At 47.7% G+C, this 21,483-nt stretch carries 17 protein-coding genes and 1 pseudogene; 7 read left to right on the top strand and 11 right to left on the bottom strand.

Going from position 1 to position 21,483, the window contains the following annotated elements; all coding sequences use genetic code 11:
• Window positions 1-3: 3 nt before the first annotated feature.
• Genes AC0IXI_RS10450 through AC0IXI_RS10440 form a run of 3 tightly spaced genes read right to left on the bottom strand, consistent with a single transcriptional unit; the run spans window position 4 to window position 3,831 of the window.
• Entirely contained in the window at window positions 4-1,896 is a 1,893-nt protein-coding gene (locus AC0IXI_RS10450; RefSeq protein ID WP_471682359.1) for an NAD(P)/FAD-dependent oxidoreductase, read from the bottom strand.
• 12 nt (window positions 1,897-1,908) lie between these two features.
• Complete coding sequence (locus AC0IXI_RS10445) at window positions 1,909-2,385, bottom strand: ester cyclase (protein WP_064511810.1); 477 nt, start codon at window positions 2,383-2,385, stop codon at window positions 1,909-1,911.
• Between the two features lie 15 nt (window positions 2,386-2,400).
• Window positions 2,401-3,831: a gamma-aminobutyraldehyde dehydrogenase gene (locus AC0IXI_RS10440; RefSeq protein ID WP_471682358.1), complete on the bottom strand. Its 1,431-nt coding sequence runs from the start codon at window positions 3,829-3,831 to the stop codon at window positions 2,401-2,403.
• Window positions 3,832-4,110: 279 nt separating this feature from the next.
• On the opposite strand from AC0IXI_RS10440, the gene AC0IXI_RS10435 reads away from it, so the two are divergent.
• Both AC0IXI_RS10435 and AC0IXI_RS10430 read left to right on the top strand, forming a co-directional pair.
• A complete protein-coding gene (locus tag AC0IXI_RS10435; RefSeq protein ID WP_064511812.1) occupies window positions 4,111-4,836 on the top strand; it encodes a FadR/GntR family transcriptional regulator in 726 nt (241 codons plus the stop codon).
• Window positions 4,837-4,860: 24 nt separating this feature from the next.
• Entirely contained in the window at window positions 4,861-5,556 is a 696-nt protein-coding gene (locus AC0IXI_RS10430; protein ID WP_064511813.1) for a cache domain-containing protein, read from the top strand.
• Between the two features lie 51 nt (window positions 5,557-5,607).
• Here AC0IXI_RS10430 and AC0IXI_RS10425 read toward each other — a convergent pair whose 3' ends face one another.
• The 3 genes from AC0IXI_RS10425 to puuE all read right to left on the bottom strand — a co-directional run bounded on the left by AC0IXI_RS10425 (window position 5,608) and on the right by puuE (window position 10,132).
• Window positions 5,608-7,086 (bottom strand): APC family permease, encoded by a 1,479-nt coding sequence (locus AC0IXI_RS10425; RefSeq protein ID WP_064511814.1) that lies wholly within the window; start codon window positions 7,084-7,086, stop codon window positions 5,608-5,610.
• A gap of 320 nt (window positions 7,087-7,406) precedes the next feature.
• Window positions 7,407-8,855: an NAD-dependent succinate-semialdehyde dehydrogenase gene (locus tag AC0IXI_RS10420; RefSeq protein ID WP_134183205.1), complete on the bottom strand. Its 1,449-nt coding sequence runs from the start codon at window positions 8,853-8,855 to the stop codon at window positions 7,407-7,409.
• A gap of 11 nt (window positions 8,856-8,866) precedes the next feature.
• A complete protein-coding gene (puuE, locus tag AC0IXI_RS10415) occupies window positions 8,867-10,132 on the bottom strand; it encodes a 4-aminobutyrate transaminase (protein WP_471682357.1) in 1,266 nt (421 codons plus the stop codon).
• Window positions 10,133-10,242: 110 nt separating this feature from the next.
• Here puuE and pdxR point away from each other — a divergent pair, with 110 nt between their 5' ends.
• From pdxR to AC0IXI_RS10400, 3 genes are all read left to right on the top strand, one after another.
• Window positions 10,243-11,715 (top strand): MocR-like pyridoxine biosynthesis transcription factor PdxR, encoded by a 1,473-nt coding sequence (pdxR, locus tag AC0IXI_RS10410; RefSeq protein ID WP_134182154.1) that lies wholly within the window; start codon window positions 10,243-10,245, stop codon window positions 11,713-11,715.
• 94 nt (window positions 11,716-11,809) lie between these two features.
• A complete protein-coding gene (zinT, locus tag AC0IXI_RS10405; RefSeq protein ID WP_064511817.1) occupies window positions 11,810-12,457 on the top strand; it encodes a metal-binding protein ZinT in 648 nt (215 codons plus the stop codon).
• Between the two features lie 231 nt (window positions 12,458-12,688).
• The gene (locus AC0IXI_RS10400; protein ID WP_134182152.1) at window positions 12,689-13,618 is read left to right on the top strand and encodes a dihydrodipicolinate synthase family protein; all 930 of its coding nucleotides are present in this window, start codon (window positions 12,689-12,691) and stop codon (window positions 13,616-13,618) included.
• A gap of 156 nt (window positions 13,619-13,774) precedes the next feature.
• Here AC0IXI_RS10400 and tnaB read toward each other — a convergent pair.
• The 5 genes and pseudogenes from tnaB to AC0IXI_RS10375 all read right to left on the bottom strand — a co-directional run bounded on the left by tnaB (window position 13,775) and on the right by AC0IXI_RS10375 (window position 19,651).
• Window positions 13,775-15,024: pseudogene (gene tnaB / locus AC0IXI_RS10395) on the bottom strand (low affinity tryptophan permease TnaB).
• 100 nt (window positions 15,025-15,124) lie between these two features.
• Window positions 15,125-16,540: a tryptophanase gene (gene tnaA, locus AC0IXI_RS10390; RefSeq protein ID WP_413498970.1), complete on the bottom strand. Its 1,416-nt coding sequence runs from the start codon at window positions 16,538-16,540 to the stop codon at window positions 15,125-15,127.
• Between the two features lie 273 nt (window positions 16,541-16,813).
• On the bottom strand, window positions 16,814-16,891 hold the full coding sequence (locus tag AC0IXI_RS10385) for a tryptophanase leader peptide (protein ID WP_134183203.1): 78 nt from the start codon (window positions 16,889-16,891) through the stop codon (window positions 16,814-16,816).
• Between the two features lie 172 nt (window positions 16,892-17,063).
• Window positions 17,064-17,777 (bottom strand): exonuclease domain-containing protein, encoded by a 714-nt coding sequence (locus AC0IXI_RS10380; RefSeq protein WP_471682356.1) that lies wholly within the window; start codon window positions 17,775-17,777, stop codon window positions 17,064-17,066.
• 2 nt (window positions 17,778-17,779) lie between these two features.
• Window positions 17,780-19,651 (bottom strand): putative nucleotidyltransferase substrate binding domain-containing protein, encoded by a 1,872-nt coding sequence (locus tag AC0IXI_RS10375; RefSeq protein WP_471682355.1) that lies wholly within the window; start codon window positions 19,649-19,651, stop codon window positions 17,780-17,782.
• Window positions 19,652-19,939: 288 nt separating this feature from the next.
• On the opposite strand from AC0IXI_RS10375, the gene AC0IXI_RS10370 reads away from it, so the two are divergent.
• Window positions 19,940-20,434, top strand: coding sequence for an SH3 domain-containing protein (locus AC0IXI_RS10370; RefSeq protein WP_134182144.1), 495 nt, complete (start codon window positions 19,940-19,942; stop codon window positions 20,432-20,434).
• A 59-nt stretch (window positions 20,435-20,493) separates the two neighbouring features.
• Window positions 20,494-21,444 (top strand): hypothetical protein, encoded by a 951-nt coding sequence (locus AC0IXI_RS10365; RefSeq protein ID WP_471682354.1) that lies wholly within the window; start codon window positions 20,494-20,496, stop codon window positions 21,442-21,444.
• Window positions 21,445-21,483 lie beyond the last annotated feature (39 nt).

Raw genomic sequence — 21,483 nt, 5'->3', positions numbered from 1 at the left:
AGCTCATCCCATCGCCTTGAGTTCATTGACCGCGCGCCACGCCTGGTCAATCGCAGTATGCGCATAGGCGTCCCAATCTGAATCGGAGTTAGCAATCGCGATTCGCCCGATAGGCTTACGCGCCCGCTTAATAATTTCCGGCATCTTATCCATATCGTCGAACAACGCGCTGGCGTAATAAGCGTAGCCATGAGCCCAGCGATTCACGGTTATAGCAGTGATATCCCGTTCATGATCAAACCCGGTTTGCCCCAACATTTCCTGAAGCTGTTCGCGGATCATCTTTTCATGAGCATCAAAAGTGGTGCCAAGTAAATAAGCTCGCCCCTGGCGGAACTGTTCACGGGCACTCATTTTGCTGCCCGGGTATGTGGGCACATAAACCATGTGCAGGCACATAGGTTCATCCGGATTTTGCGGGTGGTGATAACTTCCCATGCTCACCGGATAGTCGAGCTTCACGCGGCTGTAAGGGGCCGCAGGAGAATAGAATTCGTGGATACCGAGTTTGGTGAAAGCATGCCAGTTCTTGACCACCACATTGGTATATACCAGCGGCGCTTTGACGTTCAGGCGCAAGTCAGCCTTTTGCTCTTCCGGGGTTTCAGGCACCAGATACGGGATCATCATGTTGTAGCCCGCCATGATGGCCTTCCGCCCTTTGACGCGATGCGCTTTGCCGTCATTAACGTAGGTCACGACTACGCCATCATCGGTATTGGCCGCATTAATCACAATGCTGCTCAGGCGAATGCGGGTAATGTTCTCTTTGTTGTCGAGTTTTTGATAATTCAGCCTGGAGGTGATGGAGTCTTCCATCGTGTTGCCAGGTAGCGCTTCGGGCACCAGGTGCCTGACTATCAAACGAGCCAGACCCGCATTACCATCCGGTAAATGATAGACATAAGGCTCTTCCAAATCGGCAAGGGATTCTTCATCAAGAGGAGGCAGGCCCATCTTGTCCATTCCCGGCAATGCGCAAGTGCGCGCATCACCACAACTCACGCCTTCAATGCCGATAGCAAAGAAGTCATTGGTGCGCTGTTGGAAATACATGATGGCCATTTTGCTCAGACCCACTTTCTCCACCAGGAAATCGCGGTAGCTATGGGTGTCCATCCATTCGGTTTTCTCGTCTACCGACATCCCTTTCAGGTAATCCTGCGGATTGACGTACAAATCCAGAATGGCTTTGCGGTCGCTCTCACTCAACGGGAAATCATTGATAAATGCCTCAAGGCTGCGGCCATTGAGTCTGTCTGGCGGGATATCATCGGCGACTGCGCGCCCAGGATCGCCGCCGACAATTTTGGTTTCACCGAAGTTCTTTTTGTCGAAGAAAACCCCACGACTCAGATTTAAGTCGGGGTAAAAATTGACCTCAAAGCTCTGCTTCATGCGCGCTATGCTAACGCCAACCTTGGACATCAGGCCATTTACCACCGGGCTAAAGTTACGCGTTGGCGACTGAAAAGCTTCGCTACCGCCGTAACCAATGATTTTTTTGCCACCGGCGTTAAATTCATTGCGCTTCGCGTGGCCGCCAAAATCATCATGATTATCAAGCACCAGTACTTTGCTCTCTTTACCCATCAGGTCGTGCCAGAAACTGGCTGCCGCAAGGCCGCTTAACCCGCCGCCGACAATAACCAGATCGTACTCTTCTTCAATCGGAAGATGGTCTGTGCTGAATTTTTCATGGTCACGGCCAATTGCGTGCGCCATCTCGAATGAACCGGGATGGTTACCGCGCAATCCGGTAAGTTGGGGCGGATAGTAATCCTCCCCGATAACCGCGCGAGCATTACCGGCAGCTTTGGCAAGGTCAAGAGGTGTTAACCCTGCAGCAATAGTGATGGCAACTCCGTTGAGAAAATCACGTCTGGTTATGGACATAAAAGACCTTACTTATTTAGCCTGTGGTTTTAATTCTTCATCCAGTTTCCTGGAGTCGTAGTAATCGCCTTGCCATGTAATCTTGCCGTTATTGACGGTGATATAGCTGACGCCTTCAAATTTAATCGGGTTATTGGTAGCCGGGCTGCCAGCCCACTCACCACTATTTTTACCGCTAAACTCCCAGCGGAAGGCGATGGTGTCGTGGTCATAGACCGGCTTGCTGGTCATTTTCCATGTCAGGTCCGGCACGGCTTTAATAAAAGCACCTATAACGTCTTTTTCCGCGTTTGCCTTCCCGTTAACCGGCGTGCCATTTGCTGCATCGTAATAAACCACGTCTGAGGCTAAATATTGTGCAGCTTTTGCCGAATCATGGGCGTTCCAGGCGGACATATAATCTTTAACCACCGTCAACGGGGAAACATCCGCCAACGCCAGATTTGAGAATAGAGCGAAGGAGAGTACGGCAACTTTTATTGCTTTCATTTCATCACCTTAATATTAAGAGTCAGAGGTATCGCACATAATGTGTTTCACACGGGTGTACTCATCCAGCGAGTAGGATGACAAGTCCTTCCCGTAACCGGATTTCTTGAAGCCGCCATGGGGCATTTCAGCGCACAGCGGAATATGGTTGTTAATCCACACCGTGCCAAAATCGAGACGCATGCTGAAGCGTTGGGCGCGGCCGTGATTACTGGTCCAGACACTGGATGCCAGGCCATATTCCACGTCGTTGGCCTTATCCAGCGCCTCTTCTTCTGAGGAGAATCTCTGTACGGTCATCACCGGGCCAAAGACTTCGTGCTGGATAGCCTCGTCGCGTTGTTCAAGGCCGGAAATAATCGTCGGTTCAAAATAAAAACCAGGGCCAGCACCAGGCTTACCGCCAGTTTCGATTTTGGCGTGCGCCGGCAGTCGACTAATAAAGCCTTTGACCTGCTCTAACTGATTGCGGCTGTTCAGTGCGCCGTACAGCGCATTCTTATCTTCAGGCACACCGAATTTGATTTCGCTGGTTTTGCTTACCAGCTTTTCGAGGAATGATTCATAAATCGAATCTTCAATCAGAATGCGCGTCGCCGATGTGCAATCCTGGCCTGCGTTGAAGAAGCCCGCGGTGGTGATGATATCGACCGCTTTATTAATATCGGCATCGGCAAAAACGATAACCGGTGCTTTGCCGCCAAGTTCGAGGTGAGCCTTGGTAAGGTTTGCTGCAGCAGATGCCGCTACCTGTAAACCTGCGCGAACCGAGCCGGTAATTGAAACCAACGACGCTTCTGTGCTCGATACCACGAGAGAGCCGGTTTCTGCTTTGCCAAGCAACACGTTAAACGCGCCCTGTGGGAAAATTGGTGCGGCAAGTTCTGCCAGAATTAACGTACTGATAGGCGTGGTATCGCTAGGTTTAAGCACCACGGTGTTCCCCGCGGCCAATGCCGGGGCAATTTTCCACACTGCCATCATAAACGGGTAGTTCCACGGCGTGACCTGGCCGACAATCCCTAACGGCTCGCGGCGAATAGTTGAAGTTAAACCGGGGGTATATTCGTATGAGGCTTTGCCTTCAAGACATCGCGCCGCACCAGCAAAGAAACGCAGTGCATCGCAGGATGCTGCAATTTCTTCCTTTTCAATAAAGTGGCGTAACTGCCCTGTTTCCTGGCTTTGCGCTTGCGCGAGTCGGTCCACATTGTGTTCAATCGCGTCGGCCAGTTTTAACAGTGCCAGCTGTCTTTGGGACGGGGTGGAATGTTTCCAGACGGCAAACGCGCTTTTCGCTGCGCTATAGGCCTGATCTACCTCGCTACGGCCTGCACTTGGCGACAGTGCGTAGGTCTCTCCGTTGACCGGGCTGACCAGCTCAAAGAGGTTATCCTCAGAACCTGCTACATATTGCCCATTGATAAAATGCTTCAGGATGTTCATTACGCTCTCCGCTCGTTAAAACATAAACTATATTATGTAATATGTTTTATACGGCGCGAGTTCAATAACATTTTACTAACAATATGATATACATCCCATTTCGAAGTGATATTTTAATGTGCAATTGCGCAGCGTTCATAAAGCGCGATGGAAAGGTTCAAAACGAGCGACACATGTTGCATGTGGACCAGCATCAACACTTAAGCATTCCTTCATTAACAAGGGGTTGTATGCTATGTTCAGTGAACTATTTAAAGGATTATCTCACCAGGGAAAATTATGATTACTCATGCGGTGATATTCGCGCCAATAGGCCAGGCCAGCCGTTCCGATCAGATAGTTCAGCGCCTTTCAAATGCCATTATTACCGGGTTGCTTGAGGCAAATGAGCAATTACCGAATGAAGCCGACCTCGCAAAAATGATGGGGGTTTCGCACATCACCATCCGCGAAGCGTTAAATACGCTGCGTGCCAACAACTTAATTCACACTGTTCGTGGGCGTAATGGCGGCAGTTTTGTTTGCGAGCAAGTCTGGGAATTCAGTAATACCCTTAATCCATTTAAGACCCTAAGTACCGATTACTTGTCGGATTTAGGTGAAATGCATTGCGCTATTATTAGCCACAGCACACGTCTGGCATCGCGTCGTATGACGAACGCAGATATCACTCGCCTACGTGAATTTGTTGAAGTACTCAATTCTGCGACATCACCTGAAGCACGCACTCAGGCTGATATGCGTTGTTTGTTAGCTATAGCCGCCTGTTCTCAGTCAGCGCGTCTCGCTAACCAAGAGCTCATTTTGCAGTCCGAATGGTCGTCACTGGTGGCTATTTTATTCCGTTCAGAAAACATCCACCGTGAGATTGTTGAGCTATACACCACGTTAATTAACACGCTGTCTTCACACAATGAATCCGAGTCAGTTAACATCGCCAAAAAGCTAATCGATACGTTTACTTTCTATCTGATAGAAAATAAATTGAAATATAGTGCAACCTGACAAACTATAAAAATAGGCATAAATATGCTATTAACAACATCACTCCATGCCCTAACCCAAAAAATTGATAGCATCATTAACTCCACCATTGAATCCACCGGTTTGCTTGCCCGCAATATTGAAACTTCGCTGGCAGAAATTGAGGATGTTAATCTGGAGCATTTGCTTGAGCCTTCCGTCAGAAAAACCATTCAGGATCACATCAAAGCGACCTTAAACAGTAATGTTTACTGCTCCGGCGCTGGCTTCGCCAGCCATATCGAAGGCTCAGGAAGTAATAAAGAGTTTTGGCTGCTCGAGTGGTGGTATAAGAAAGCTGATGGTGTAAAACAGGTGAATCTTGATTTAGACCAGGCCACGCAACAGCGTCTGGATTTCAGAACCTTTGAGTGGTTTAAGCAAGCCCCAGCTGTCGGTAACGCATTTATTCATGGCCCCTACGTCGACTATATTTGTAATACTTCTTACACCATCACCAGTGCTGTACCAGTTTATTTTAATCAGCAATTCTTAGGAGTAGCTGCAATAGATTTGCTGGTCAGTCGTGTTGAGGATGAGTTATTACCTTACGCCGCTGATAATAAAGTCATTCTGACCAACAAAGACAGCAGGATTGTTTTTTCAACACATCCTCGTTTCCGGGTGGGCGATTTGCTGGATATCAGTGTGGCGAAGATTGTCTTTGAGAATGATTACTTTAATTTGTATCAGGCTAAATAAATTTAGGGAGGATTAGCATGTAGCGCTAATCCTCCCTAAAATACGCATGTGTTAGTTCTGTTCAGCGCTTAGCTTTCGCGCATACTCAATCGCATCATTTTCTGGTGCGTTCGAACGGCCAAACGGCTTAGTGATGAACATGTAAAGCAGTCCTGAGATGATGACAATCGCAAGCCCCACCAATACCGTCCAGCGGTCAATAAAGCTTTCACCTGCGGCCGGTTGCGCCAGTAACCAAATACCGCACAGGCCATAGGCTAATGCCAGAACGTTTACGATTAACCCCCATGAACCCACAGTCCACTCACCTGCTGGTTTCCAGCCTTTCAGGCGTTGACGCAGTGCCGCCAGTACAACCATCTGGAATGAAATATAGATTCCAATAACCGCGAAGGCCGTGATACGCGCCAGGCTATCCGGCTGGAAGTAGACCCAGACACAGATAATCACTGGTAATAAACAACTCACCATCATGGCGTTATCCGGCACGCTATGTTTAGAGATTTTGGACATCCACTCGCTACCCGGCAGCATCTTATCGCGGGAGAAGGAGAATATCAGACGGCTTAATGCAGCCTGAAGGGACAGAATACAAGAGAGCATGGCAATAATAGCGACAACAATAAAGATGGTTGCACCTGTCTCACCCAGCGCCTGGTTCAGAATCATTGGAATTGGGTCAGCAATTTTACCGTTCACAATATTAATCAAGTCCGGGGATGAGAGCAGATAACCCAGAATCGAAATCACCGCGGATATTGCGCCAAAGACAATACTCAGAATCATGGCGATTGGAATCTTCTTACCTGGGTTTTTAACCTCTTCAGCCACGTTACCGCAAGCTTCAAAGCCAAAGAACATAAACAAACCCATCAGCGATGCAGACATAAACGCAGTGGTGTAATTACCATCGGATGCCAGAACACCCATTGAGTCAAATACCACAGAGAATGGCTGTGAACGGTGGAAGATTAACAGATAGATACCTAACGCAATGACGCTGACTATTTCACACCAGAAGCCAATTTTGGCGACACGGGCTAAATTCTTCGTCCCGGACATATTCACGCCCATCATTATCAGCAGCAGCACGACAGATGTGAGCATCATGTTGCCTGCACTGGTTGCGTAGTGAAATAACGACGCAACAAAGGTGGAGGTGTATTCAGCGATAGAGGTAATGGTGACGACTAAAGCCCACAGGTAAATCCAGGCTGCAATCCATGCATATTTTTTCCCCCATAACCTTCTTGCCCATGGGTATAACCCGCCGGTAATTGGATATTGGGATGCAACTTCACCGAATACCAGTGCCACCAGCAGCTGGCCACAGGCAACGATAAGAATCCACCAGATCGCCGGTGGCCCGGCAAGCGTTACCGCCAGCGCAAACAGCGAGTAAACCGCTGTCAGTGGTGAGAGGTAGGTAAATCCCAGCGCGAAGTTAGACATCAGCCCTATCGAGCGGTTGAATTGCTCGCCTTTAACTGGCTGATGTTGCAGATTTTCTTTGTCTGTCGTCTGTTCCATATCTTTTCTCTTTATGTGGCATAAGGGCAGGCAGTGTTCATATTTTATAAAACATAATATGTTATATGTATACGCCTAATGTCACATAATTGTTAAGATCGTGAGCATGATTGCAACATTCGCAGGTGAGCAGTTATTTGGGGCAATCTGGGGTGAAAAGATCAGAGGAAAAGTCGGCTGTCGCTTGCGCTAATCCGATCTATGGTGCGCAGAAGTAACCCAAAATAATTCGTGTTAAAACAAACCCCAGTCACTTACACAAGTAAGTGACTGGGGTTGTGAGTGCAACCAACGCTGCTGCTGCGCGAACTATGAAGGGCTTAGAGTTTCACGCAGACGTATTTCATTTCTAAGTATTCATCAATACCAAAGCGGGAACCCTCACGGCCGAGACCTGATTGTTTAATCCCGCCAAATGGCGCCACTTCATTGGAAATCAACCCGGTATTCACTCCCACCATGCCATATTCCAGTGCTTCCGGAATTTGCCATTGGCGTTTCGCATCACGGGTAAAGATATAAGCTGCCAGGCCAAATTCCGTGTCATTGGCGTAATTCACTGCTTCATCATCAGTTTCAAATTTAAATAGCGGAGCAACCGGGCCGAATGTCTCTTCTCTGGCAAAACGCATCTCTTGCGTGACATTTGCCACGACCGTTGGCGAGAAGAAATTCCCACCGGAAGCATGTTTTTGCCCACCCGTTAACACCGTGGCCCCTTTATCCAGAGCATCGCTAATATGAAGCTCAACCTTCTCAATCGCTTTAGCATTAATGAGTGGCCCCTGAGTGACCCCATCATCCATGCCGTTACCGACTTTCAGAGCCTCAACCGCTTTGACCAACTCAACACTCAGTGCCTGATAAATTCCGCTCTGTACGTAGATACGGTTAGCGCAAACGCAGGTCTGGCCGCTATTACGGAACTTGGACGCCATGATGCCTTTAACGGCAAGATCGATATCAGCATCATCGAAAATGATAACCGGTGCGTTCCCACCCAGTTCAAGCGACAGTTTCTTAATCGTTGGTGCACATTGCGCCATCAATAAGCGCCCTGTCTCGGTTGAACCCGTGAAGCTGAGTTTACGAACGGTGGCGTTGCGACATAGCTCGCCACCAATCTCTTTTGCATCACCCGTGATGACCTGCAATAACCCTGCCGGTAGACCAGCTGTTTCTGCCAGTTTCGCCAGTGCCAGTGCGGTTAACGGTGTTTGCTCGGCCGGTTTGACGATAATTGCACAACCCGCCGCGAGTGCCGGAGCTACTTTGCGGGTAATCATCGCCGCCGGGAAGTTCCATGGCGTAATGGCTGCACAAACGCCAATCGGCTGTTTGGAGACGATAAAACGCTGATCGGCACTGGTAGGCTGCAACAAGACGCCATCCACCCTTTTGGCTTCTTCAGCAAACCAGGTAATAAACGAAGCAGCATAGTTAATTTCACCCCGCGCTTCAGCAAGCGGTTTGCCGCCTTCGAGGGTAATCAATCGGGCTAGATCTTCGCTATTTTCGTGAATCAGGCTCACCCAACTGTGCAGAATTTTGGCGCGACTTGCCGCAGTCTGTTTTTTCCACTCTTTTTGCGCGACTTCAGCCGCAGTAATTGCCTGCGCAGTCTCGGCCTGCCCCATAAAAGGAACCTCGGCGATTTTCTCGCCTGTCGCAGCATTCAAAACTGGAGCTGTTTTACCAGACAGTGCATTACTCCACTCACCATCAAGCGGACAGGTAGTTAGCAGCAAGTCTGCATTGTTTAATTCAATCATCTGTAGTCTCACAATAGCGTCGCGTTCTTAATAATATCTAATGCCTGGTCAAACTGAGCATCCGGAATAGTAAGCGGATAGAGGAAACGAATCACATTGCCATTTTGGCCGCAGGTCAGTAGCAGTAACCCCTGCTCTAATGCTCGTTTTTGAATCTGCTGGGCAATAGCGGCAGATGGCTCACCTGTTGATGGGTCATAAAACTCAGCGGCAATCATCGAACCCAACCCGCGAATTTCAGCTAATGCTGGGCAATTCTCTTTAATATCAAGCAAGGTTTTTGTCAGACGCTCACCTAATGTGTCAGCACGTTGGCACAGTTTTTCTTCCGCAATCACATTCAGCACCGCATGAGCCGAAGCAATCGATAGCGGGTTACCTGCGTAAGTACCACCCAGACCGCCAGGTGCAGGTGCATCCATGATTTCCGCTCTACCCACCACACCTGATAGTGGCATACCACCAGCCAGGCTTTTCGCCATGGTCATGAGATCGGCTTGATGCGCGTAATGGTCCATGGCAAACATTTTACCGGTACGGGCAAATCCGCTTTGTACTTCATCGGCAATCATCACAATGCCGTGGGTATTACAAATCTGACGAATCGCAGCCACAAATTCAGGTGGCGCTACATTAAAGCCCCCTTCGCCCTGCACTGGCTCAAAGATAATCGCTGCAACCTGGGTGGCTTCGATATCGGACTTGAACAGTCGCTCAATGGCTTTCACCGCATCATCAGTCGAAGTACCGTTCAGCTGCGACGGATACGGCACATGATAAATGGAGCCAGGGAAGGGCCCGAAGCCGATTTTATAGGGAGCCACTTTGCCGGTTAACGCCATAGTCATATAGGTACGACCGTGGAAGCCACCGCTAAAAGCAATCACGCCAGGGCGGCCAGTATGGGCACGGGCGATTTTTACGGCGTTCTCAACTGCTTCAGCGCCGGTGGTGAAAAATGTCGTTTTCTTAGGCCCAAAAATCGGAGCCACTTTGTTAATTTTTTCCGCCAGTGACACATAACTTTCGTAAGGAACAATCTGATAAGCGGTATGCGTAAATGAATGGAGTTGCTGCTCAATGGCCTGTACCAGGCGCGGGTGGCGATGGCCGGTGTTCAACACAGCGATACCCGCTGCAAAATCGATATATTGCTTCCCTTCTACATCCGTGATGGTGCTATTTTCTGCCGTCTGGGCAAAGAAATTACACATCACACCTACTCCACGTGGAGTAGCAGCCAGACGACGTTGATGGAGTTCGTTATTACTCATTTTTTTATCCCTCGCACACAAAACAGATTTACAGGTTGAATTACGAGATCCATTTAGACAGTATCTGGTACCTGAATCGAGTGCCAAATCGTTTTATTATTAGGATCCAAATGCGTTCACTTGCCGTAGATGTGATTAAGCAGGCATTTAGCCAGACACCTGCCGAGAAACTTCATAAGAAACTTTATGTTGCGATATGTAATTGCATTCTTGAGGGGAGTCTTCGTCCGGCCACGCGGATGCCGCCTTCGCGCGATTTGGCCAGCGAATTGGTGCTGTCGCGTAATACGGTTTTGCGGGTCTACGAGCAGTTGCAGGCTGAAGGCTATATCTCGACGCGCACCAGCAGCGGCACTTTTGTCACCGAAAGTGTGCTGGATAACCTCAACACACAAGTTGCGAGAACAATCCAAACCTCCCAACCTGAAGACCGCTCGAGCCTGTCGCTACGCGGCCTTGAACTGCTTGAGAACGCCAGTGCCAGCCCTGCACAATGGGGGGACTTTATTCCTGGCGTGCCCGATGTAAACAGCTTCCCGCATCGGACTTTTAAGAAGATTTATGACCGTATTTCCAGGCGCTTAAACCCCGAATACCTGACTTACGATGCGGTTGGTGGGCTGGAGGATTTAAAGGCTGCGCTATCAGATTATCTGCGTACCGCGCGCGGTGTGAAATGCTCAACCGATCAAATATTGATAACCGAAGGTATTCATCAGGCGCTGGATTTAGTCACTCGTACGTTGTGTAACCCAGGTGATCATGCCTGGATTGAAGAACCCGGTTATTGGGGAATTAAAAATATCTTACGCATGAACGCCGTGAGTATTTCAGCACTTGAGGTCGATGACCAGGGCCTGGTTCCGCAAGCATCGCCGGCTGAAAAGCCGAAATTGATTTTCGTCACCCCTTCGCATCAATACCCACTGGGTTCAGTAATGAGTTTACCGCGTCGCCAGTTATTACTTTCCCAGGCGCGGGAGTTCCACAGTTGGATTGTAGAAGACGATTATGACAGCGAGTTTCGTTTCTCAGGCCAGCCCATTCCTTCGCTTCAGGGGCTCGAAGAAGATAGCCCGGTTATTTATATCGGCACCTTCAGTAAAACTCTATATCCCGCGCTACGACTGGGTTACGTGGTGTTACCCAAACCCTTAGCCGCCCCGTTGAAAAAGGTACATAACGAGCTATACCGTAGTGGCCATCAGGTCATACAGGCAGCCCTGGCTGAATTCATCAAAGAAGGATATTACGCCGCGCACATTCGCAAAATGCGTCAGTTATATAGCAAACGCCGCAACCAACTGGTTGAGTTAATTAAGCAGCATTTGGGTGAAGAATATCTGGGCTATTTCAACAGCAATGCCGGGCTGCATCTGATTATTCAACTTCCGCCCGACGCAGATGATATGCAGATTGCAAAACAGGCGAATGCAGAAGGCATTTTAGTCAGGCCATTGTCCCGCTATTACTTTAATCAACAGAAATCCAAAGGGTTATTAGTTGGGTTTGCCAGCATCAAAGATAGCGATATGCTCCCGTCATTTGTACGTCTGGCAAATATCATTAAGCAAAAGTACTGACCTGCCACTCCGGTTTTATGTGCAAAGATATTGAATCTCGATATTGTTATGTTATAACATTCTTTCATTATCTGAAACACCAACGGAGAGACTGATGACCGCACGGATTACCACCATGGTTCTTAGCATGGGCATGTTACTGAGTAGCGCAAATGCATTTGCACACAGCCATACGCATGGCACCCCCCTATCTGAAGCAGAGCGCAAAGCCAGCGAAGGCGTATTTGAAAATAAACAGGTGAAGGACCGCGCATTAAGCGATTGGGATGGGGTGTGGCAGTCAGTCAATCCTTATCTGTTAAACGGCGACTTAGATGTGGTGATGGAGAAAAAAGCGCGCAACGACAGCAGCAAAACTGCGGCGCAATATAAAGAGTATTACAAGAAAGGCTATGCCACTGATATTGATATGATTGGCATCGAGAATAACGTCATCGAATTCCATCGCGGTGACACGGTAAACTCCTGCCAGTACACTTACGCAGGTCATAAAATCCTGACTTACACTTCAGGGAAAAAAGGTGTGCGCTATCTGTTTGAATGCAAAGACAGCCAATCAAAAGCACCTAAATACGTGCAATTTAGCGACCATATTATCTCCCCGCGTAAATCCGAACATTTCCATATATTCATGGGTAATGATTCACAACAATCCTTACTTAATGAGATGGATAACTGGCCGACGTTTTACCAATACAACTTGTCCAAAGAACAGGTTGTCCATGAGATGCTTGAGCACTGATTGTTTATCAATTTCACACCACCTCGCATATTGATTTACCTGCGGCCATCATCTCCAGATGGTCGCAAACCCTTTCCCCGAACGATTAATGTACGTAATTAAAACAACAGTTCAGTAATGCGACATAATCGGCTTTCACAATCTCTCGTTCCGCTACAATTAATGCCATTCACAGATTCAAGCAATGAGCTTTTCACGGACAATAAACTCAAAAACCTGCAGGAGTAGCTAATGAAGCAACCTCGTTTTAGTGGTGTTATCCCCCCGGTTCCCACATTGTTTGATGCGCATGGTGAATTTGATGGTGTCGCACAGGCAATGTTAATTGAACACCTGGTCTCATCGCCTGTTAATGGCCTGTTCTTTCTCGGCAGCGCCGGGGAATTTGCCCATATGTCTGAAGCACAGCGGGCACAGGTTGCAGAGTTTTGTATAAAGAAGGTTGCAGGTAGAAAACCCGTTTTGATAGGGATTGCCCACTGTGGCACGCAACAGACTATTGATGCCGGGCTTCATGCCCAAAAACTGGGTGCCAGTGGCGTGGTAGTGGTCAACCCGTGGTACAACCCATTAAGTGATGCAAATCTGCTGAGTCATTACAAAACCATCGCCAGCGCGCTTGAGTTGCCAATTCTTCTGTATAACTTCCCCGCCCTGACAGGCCAGGCTATCCCGGTGCATGTTATTCGCGAGCTGGCGCTAAGCTGCCCAAATATTGTCGGGCTAAAAGATACCGTTGATACCTTGTCCCATATTCGTGAAACCATCCACGCAGTGAAAGCGGACAGACCCGACTTTGCGATATTCGCCGGTTACGATGAATACCTGCTGGGAACATTGATCCTTGGTGGTGATGGCTGCATCCCTGCCAGCGCGAACTTCGCCCCGCAACTGACCTGTGGGATCCTTGATGCATGGCGCAAACAAGATCTTTCCCGGGCCATTGAATTGCAACAATCGCTGTCCTGGATACCACCGCTTTATAGTATGGACTTGCCGTTTTACAACGCGGTGAAATATGCCCTGCGCCTGGTAGGCCTGAATATCCCGGTGTATTCGTTGCCACCTGCCACGCCGTTAACTGAAGATATGAAGGTTGAAATAGAAAATATTCTTAATCGGGCGGGAGTCATTAACACTCAGGGAGAAGCGCTGAAGTAACGCTTATAACCGCGGTCAGCAGTGGGCTGACCGCAAGCTGGACACCTTAATCAACCCAAAACTTCAAGTGCACGACAGGCAATCACATCACTACAGGTAGAGATGCCGGACGAGTCGAGTCTGGGAGACAGTGACTTCTATCCGGCATAGTTTTTATTATCCAAGTTTGGGTAAGATATTAAACATATTTCCAAACCAACAAAAAATCACAACCACCCCAAAGACAATAACCACAGCGGGAATGACTCGGCCACCCCAAACTGTAAAGATCTGCTCAGGAAACTTTTTCCTTGATTTTAATGCAAGAATGGCAGGAATGATGACCGCCCAGATTGTTGCACAGAGTCCGGCACCGCCTATGCCATAAATAAAACCATTAGGGAAAATCAGATATAATAGTGCCGGGGGTAGAAAAGTGAGTAATGTTGTTTTAAGCCGACCGATATGTGAGTTATCAAATTTAAATAAGTCAGCCAGAAAATCGAACAACCCTAACGTGACGCCAAAAAAGGAGCTTGCTACAGCCAGGTTAGAAAAAGAAGTAAACAAAACTCAATCATACCGCTTTGGTTTGTTCCGAGGAATGAACCTACCAAAGAGTCAACATTCCCACCTGAGGCAATAATCCCTTTGAAATTATCACGTGAGATGTTACCCATCGTACAGTACAACCAAAACAGATAGACAATCAGAGCAAGTAAAGAACCAAAGACAATACTTTTTATTAATTTATCTTTTTTCTTTCCGTAACAGATGATAAGGCTAGGAATATTGCCGTGAAAACCGAAGGAGGCCAGACATACAGGTAGCGCCATAAAAATATAAGGGAAGTATGATTGCATAACCTCACCACCCTCACCTGTGCCACTTAATATCGAATAATCCACCTGAAAGAAAAGTGAACCAAAGACAATAACAAAAGCAATTATTTTTATGCCGAGAAATAGAGAGGTAATCCTGCTGGCCGCAAGCGAACTAAACCATAAGACACAAGCAACAAAAACAGCTGTAGAAATCCCTATAACCCTCGGGTTCATGTTAACCCCAGAATTCATTCTAATGGTTTCACTAATAATCGCACCATTTGCCGAAATATAAGCATACGTTAATATATACAAAACAAAGGCAACAGTGATTCCACTTACAATATTCCATTTATTACCAATTAGATCTTTTGTGATCGTGTTAAAACTAGAGCCTACGGGATAGTTTAAGTTAGCCTCTAATAGCAACAAACCGGAATGCAGCATTGAAAACCAAGATATTATTAATATAAATGCGCCCCAAAAAAACCAGGCTCCGGCAAGATCAACCGGCAAAGCAAACATTCCCCCACCAATTACGGTTCCTGCAATAACCATAATTCCCCAAAAAGATGAATGCTTGGTACTGGAGTTATCTTCCATATGGCCTCCTATTTAATGTTATTTTTCTTTATCTATATACCTTCAAGCAGAAAAAGAATGGCCACGGGAAATGTGACCATCCCAGGTAGATTGTAATTAATTAAATTTCTTTGAGCTTAGCGGTAAAGTGGCGTAATACTTTTGGTTCGTATGTAAAAGTTAATCCCTTAATATTAACTGCATTTTCTTTTACATGACTGAAGGCTTCAATTATGAAGTCCATATGTGATTGGGTATAGGTTGCCCGCGGAATGGTTAAACGGAGCAGTTCTGCCGGACATGGTAATTGCTCGCCTGTTTTAGGGTCTCTGCCCAGTAAGAATGAACCGATTTCAACTGCACGAATACCTGCAACCTTGTATAGCTCACAGGCAAGTGCCTGAGCCGGGAACTGTTCTGCAGGGATATGCGGCAGTAATTTACCCGCATCAACAAATGCAGCATGGCCACCCGCCTGCTGGCAGGTAACACCGATAGCTTCAAGGCCGTCTACCAAATATTGAATCTGCGCGATGCGATAAGCCAGCCAGTCTTGATTCATGCCATCACGGAGCCCTACTGCAAGGCGCTCCATTGCGCCGCCTTCTAAACCGCCATACGTTGGGAAGCCTTCCTGGACAACACAAAGCGTTCTGCACTCGGTATAAACATCAAAATAATTATCGTCTTTGATACAGAGTAATCCACCCATTGGAACCATGGCGTCTTTCTTCGCAGACATGGCTAACATATCGGCATATTTATATGTTTCCCGGGTAATTTCCTCTATGCTCCAGTCCTTATAGCCAGCTTCTCTTTGCTGAATAAAATAGGCATTTTCAGCAAAACGTGCTGAGTCCATGACTACCGGAATGTCATATTTTTTAGCAAGCTGATACATCGCCTTCAGGTTTGCCATTGAAACAGGTTGCCCACCAGCAGAATTACAGGTGATTGTAGCAACAATATAAGGAACATTACTGGCCCCGACTTCATCAATTCCTTTTTCTAACCCTTCGAGATCAAAATCACCTTTAAAGTCATAGCGAGCGGAGGTATCAAATGCCTCTTTGATATAAACATTACGCACGGTACAACCGTTTATTTGACTGTGCCCTTGGGTGGTGTCGAAGAAATAGTTTGAGAACGCAACCATTTTGCTTCTGTCCAGCCCTTTTTCCTGCTCGCGCTTTTTGATTAATACAGGAATATAAATTTGCTCTGCACCACGCCCCTGGTGAGTAGGAATAGTGTGCTGGTAGCCAAAAATATTTTTAACCGCATCGGCTAAGGCATAATAACTTCTGCTTCCACTGTAGGCTTCATCGCCACGCATCATTGCAGCCTGCATATTCTGGGTAATAGCACCCGTACCACTGTCTGTCAGTAAATCAATAAAAACATCTTCACTGTCGAGCAAAAATGGATTCATACCTGATTTTATAATGGCATTTTCACGGTGTTCACGGGTAGTGCGTTTAACAGGCTCGATGACACGAATACGGAATGGCTCTGGCAAATGTTTGAAGTTATTCATTGTAAAATCCTTAATCATATTTATATATAGCAGGACCCGCAGTCATTCACCTATTATGAATGGCTGTCATAAGCTGTATGTATCCCTTAATGGTATTATGCCGCACAAACATAGGCAGAATTACCGCCATAACCCTAAACTTTGCCAGATAAAGGCAAATAGGAAATCAGGCGTGAGTATTTCGCCAACAGGACATAATCATTTGGGGCATGCGAAACAAAACAGATGACGCAGTATCTGCGCTTGTTTATATCGCATTAATCAGGAGGGGTACTAGGGGCGATGGTTGACGATAATGGTGTCAATGTTGAACCACTTAGAGATTGCATATGAATTAATTACGATAATCATAATAAATCAACTCTCGTTAAACATAATAATACATTATTGCAATGGATATATTTGTCTAATAGTAATGAGCTTATCTGTGAGTTAAATCACCATAAATTAAACTTATTGAGGTTTAAATTATAACTGCACCGCAGTCTCAGCAATTAATTCAAGCCTCAGCCCAGATTTTACTTCAATCGCACAAAAACGCCTTCAACGGTAAATCATGGCTATGCGAGCGCGCACGGATCTGGGCCAGTAGTACTTCTGCTGTCGCCACCGCGTCGCACAATGCATGATGTGCCGGATAGTCAGGAAGATGGTAATCACGGCGAATACTCGATAGCCGCAAGTCATTCTGCATGCGTCTTGCCGCTTGCTGATGACGTCGTTCAAGCTCCAGCGTATCAATCCACAATAAGGGCAGCCCTTCTCGCCCGTAACGCGTAAATAGCCAGGCGTTAATAAATGCCCGCTCAACCATTCGGCCATGAACCACTGCCACTCGCCCCGTAAGGCTCGCGAACAAAGCCTCCATGGCTTCATCCTGGGCAATGCCCTTGCGCAGCATTTCCGGGGTGATGTGATTGATAATCGCGCTACGCGCATTCACTGGATTACCGGTGGAAATATAGTGGTGCTGCGCGCTCGCAAGCCCGATTTGCCCTTTTTCGGCAACCACACTGCCAATCGACAAAATACAATCCGTAGTGGCATCAAGCCCGCTGGTTTCAAAATCAAACACCAACCAGGGAACATCAGTTACGGTCGCGTTGAAATCCGGCACTGGGGTATCTAATAGGCGTTTCAATGCATGACTCAGGCCTGGCACACGCAGCCACTGCTCGCGCTCGGTCTGCAAACGATTTTCTCGTGAAGGCGGAAAAATACGCGATAGAAAACTCATTATTACCCCTTCACAAACAGCATACGGGCCAGCTCTTGTTGGCGGGCAATAATTCGAAAGGCATCTTTCAGATGCTTGCGCTCAAAGCTGCCAAACTCACGCGGATCAATCTGGTTATCGGGGGTAATACCTTTACGCAGCTGCGACAACTGGTGGTTAAAACGCAGCCGGGTTAAAAAATGAAAAGCATCAATGATGTCAGTACACCCACCGGGTGACATTAATCCTTTATCTCGTGCGGCACGGAAACGCGCTTCGGTGTTGGTTTCACTGCTCCCTGCTGCCAGCGCGTATATCCGCGACAAGTCGATGATAAGCGTTAGTGCAAAGCGTTTGATGTTAAGTGTCTTACTGTCGTTGCCACTTTTTTCCAGCACCAGATTGTTAAAGATACCAAGTGGCGGCGAAGTATTGGCCGAATCACGGGTGAGTGAACGTAAGAAGCCAGGATGAGCCGCAATATCGTTCAGCAAGGATTGCTGGAATGCATCATGCAGCCAGGTGTTGCCGTAAAATGCGCGCGTTTCCAGAAATACTGTGGCATTCAATAGCTGCGTATATTCCGGGTTAGTGACCCATTTGCGAATACAGGCTTGCCATACCGACAGCGGCTGGCACCAACGGCTCTCAGAAGCCATAAAATGGCCTGTGCATAATGGATAGCCACACTCATCAAGCCCCAGGCAAACAAATCGGGCAAAGCGTAAAAACCACATTTGCTCTTCAATACCTGCATTGTCGGGCAAAATAATCGCGCTATCCTGGTCGGAATGAACATGAACTTCATTTCGGGAGTGCGAGCCTGCAACTATCCATGAGAATTCACAAGGTGGCTCGCCAAACTCGCCGAGGGCAAGTTCAATTAACCTGCGGGTGAAGGCATCCATCAGCATCGACATCACCATTTCAACCACGCCACTGCGCAAATTCCCCTCCACCAACGCTTCGAATATTGCCTGGCGTTCAACTTTAAGAACGGCTAGTTCATCGACAGATTGGCAGTGGTTAATACGCTCGATCAGGAAAATGGCCTGCACGCGATGATGCTGCACCAAATGCGAAGCCGTCAGTAGGCCAACTGGTTTTTCACAATCAACTACCGGCAAGCTACTGACACCGTGGCGCATCATCAGCGCCACCGCATGCATCACCAGATCACCCGATGAAACAGTTATCGGTGCAGCGGTCATCACATCCCTAACCGGGCGTGAAATATCAAAACCTTCCGCCACTACGCGTCGCGTCATGTCCCGGTCACTGATGATGCCAATGATTTTATCATCATCCATTATCACTGCCGTTGAGCAGCGATCGACCCAGCGCATCTGCCTGGCCGTTTCTTGTATGGACGTTCTAGCATCAACGACGGAAATCGTGTTGCTCGCCAGATCCGCAACCTTACGCACAAACATACCTTTGTCTTCATCGCTCCATACGACGTCCATCGCGCAATTCAGGCGTTCATGAGCGTTAATCGAAAAGTGTGTCGCGTATTGGGGATATTTTTGCAGCATCGATTTCAACACGCTGTGTGGGATTTGATAGAGCAGCGTGTTTTCGATAGCAGTGACGTTGTAACAATCTTCAGGGTTACCCGGAATCCCTTCAAGGAAGGTGAAACCAAACAAGTCTTCTGGCCCCAGACGGGCACGTAGCACCCCATCGCTCCAGCGTTGCTCAAGCGAACCGGTACGTACGATGTAGAGATAGCGCTCAACAGCCGCAATATCGAAAGGCAGCGTCTCGCCAACCGCCAGATAGCTAATGCTGATGGAGCGCGCGATTTCATTTTGCGCCTCCACCGGGAGCGTGTTAAGTGGCGAAACATGTGCAATAAAATCGCAGATATTAGGCAATAACGGTTCCATCGTCATACTCAGTCCTAAAATTGAAATCATGTTTTATAATATATGCTACTGGTTAGCTTTAAGCATATAACATTCAACTTGTGAATTATCATTGCAGACCCTGTTCTTGACCCACTTAACACTTAATGATGTCAATCAGTTACATCAGCATTGAATTGTGAATCAAGCGATGTAAAATTAAAGTTACTATGTATAAGCAGTGTGAATAATTCTTCAGATTCCTGGATTTCTTCTTCGCCATTTTTACCTCCTCCCGGCGACCAGGTTTGAATCATATTTTCAGGGAAAGTTACGATGAAATTGCGAAGCCTGTTGATCCTTGCTGTTGTTGCCACTGTAGTGGGTTGTAAAGCACCGCCGCCAAAAATGACGGACGATACTATCGTGACTAGTGAAATCAATGGCGTCACCCTCACACACCGTTACGCTGTAGCCGCGCCACAAGAGTTTACCCCAGTTAACGCCAGTTATCGGGCACTCTATCCGGGCTCTATTTTGAGCAAGCCGGATTTTGGTGGGAAAGTGATAAGTACCCTTGAAAACGGACAAAGTTATACCGTGCTTGGCGAGGTCGAGAACAAATGGCTCGCGATTGCAGAGCAAGATAAACAAGAAATGTTGGGCTATGTTCCTGCACGTGCTCTGGTCAAAAGTGAATTGTATGCTCAGGCGCTAAAAAAAGATCGCCCACGTCCGCGTAAGGCTTCTAAGAAAACGACTTGTGTTGCCGTCGATGACGCCAGCAAAGCCTGTCAGAACGCTAACAGCGGCACCTGGATTATTGATTAATCAAAGGCATTTTGTGTCACGGCCTTTTATTTAATATTGCTCGGCTAACAAGGATTTCTATGAAACTCTGGCTTTCGGGTCTGGCGCTGTTGCTGGCATCTACAACCGTATGGGCTGGGAACTATCGTATCGTTCAGTCTCCTTCGCAAAAGCTGGATGTCTGGATAGATGATGTGCAAAACAACACGCCACAGAGCTGGTGTGCTGCCGAACTCCCCTTACGAATCGTAGCCAATGGCGATAAAAATCCGTCTGTGCTCAACGTTTTTATGCCGCGTCTTGGCACCTTGCTGGAAAGCCAGTGTAGCTCTGTTCAACTGGTGAGCTGGAAACTGGAAGATCCGCAAGGCCAGACGCTTGCCGTCGGCACTGCGACCAAAAACAGTGATTGGGCAGTCATTGTTGCGCCGGTAGTTTCAGGTGAACCAAACACACTGCCACTTCCCAATGAGAGCTCGCCTTTAGCAGACCGCACCCCATGGCAAGAATTTACGCTGCAGGATGGCTGCCATCTGCGCACCTTCTGGCAAGGTGACGCCAATGCTTCGGCAATGTTTATCCCTAACGGGAAATGTGAAAACGGCGGCTGGCTGAATGGCCGTAGTGAAATCATTCAAAGCGGTATTCACGGTGAAAAACGCAATGAGATGACCTTCGTGCATGGTTTCCCGGTCAGTGGACTGAGCGCCGATGCGGGTTCTGACAGCCTGCTTATCACCAGCCTGAACAATGAACGCATGGTCGTCAGTAATGAACACGCGCCGCAGAGCTGGATGATTTTGCCCTATAACTCCGAGCTAAATGGCTGGCAAGCCACCGGAACCGTGGCTGTTGAAGTTCCGCGTGAAATGACGGTTGATGAGGCTGGAATCCAGGCGCGTTTAAACCAAGTACGCAAAGTATGGTCGGCATTGCTTGCGCCAGATACACCTATTACCTTGCTGTTGATTGACTCCCTGCGTCCGCAATTGCGTGATCCGGCGGTGGGCGCATGGCGCACCCAGAAATAACCTGTGAACATTCGTCGATTTCGTGCAGAGAAAGGCCAT

The sequence above is a fragment of the Buttiauxella sp. AC038 genome (genome assembly GCF_979253565.1).
The sequence above is the reverse complement of the archived record's forward strand: the minus strand, read 5'-3'. Positions and strand labels throughout refer to the sequence as shown.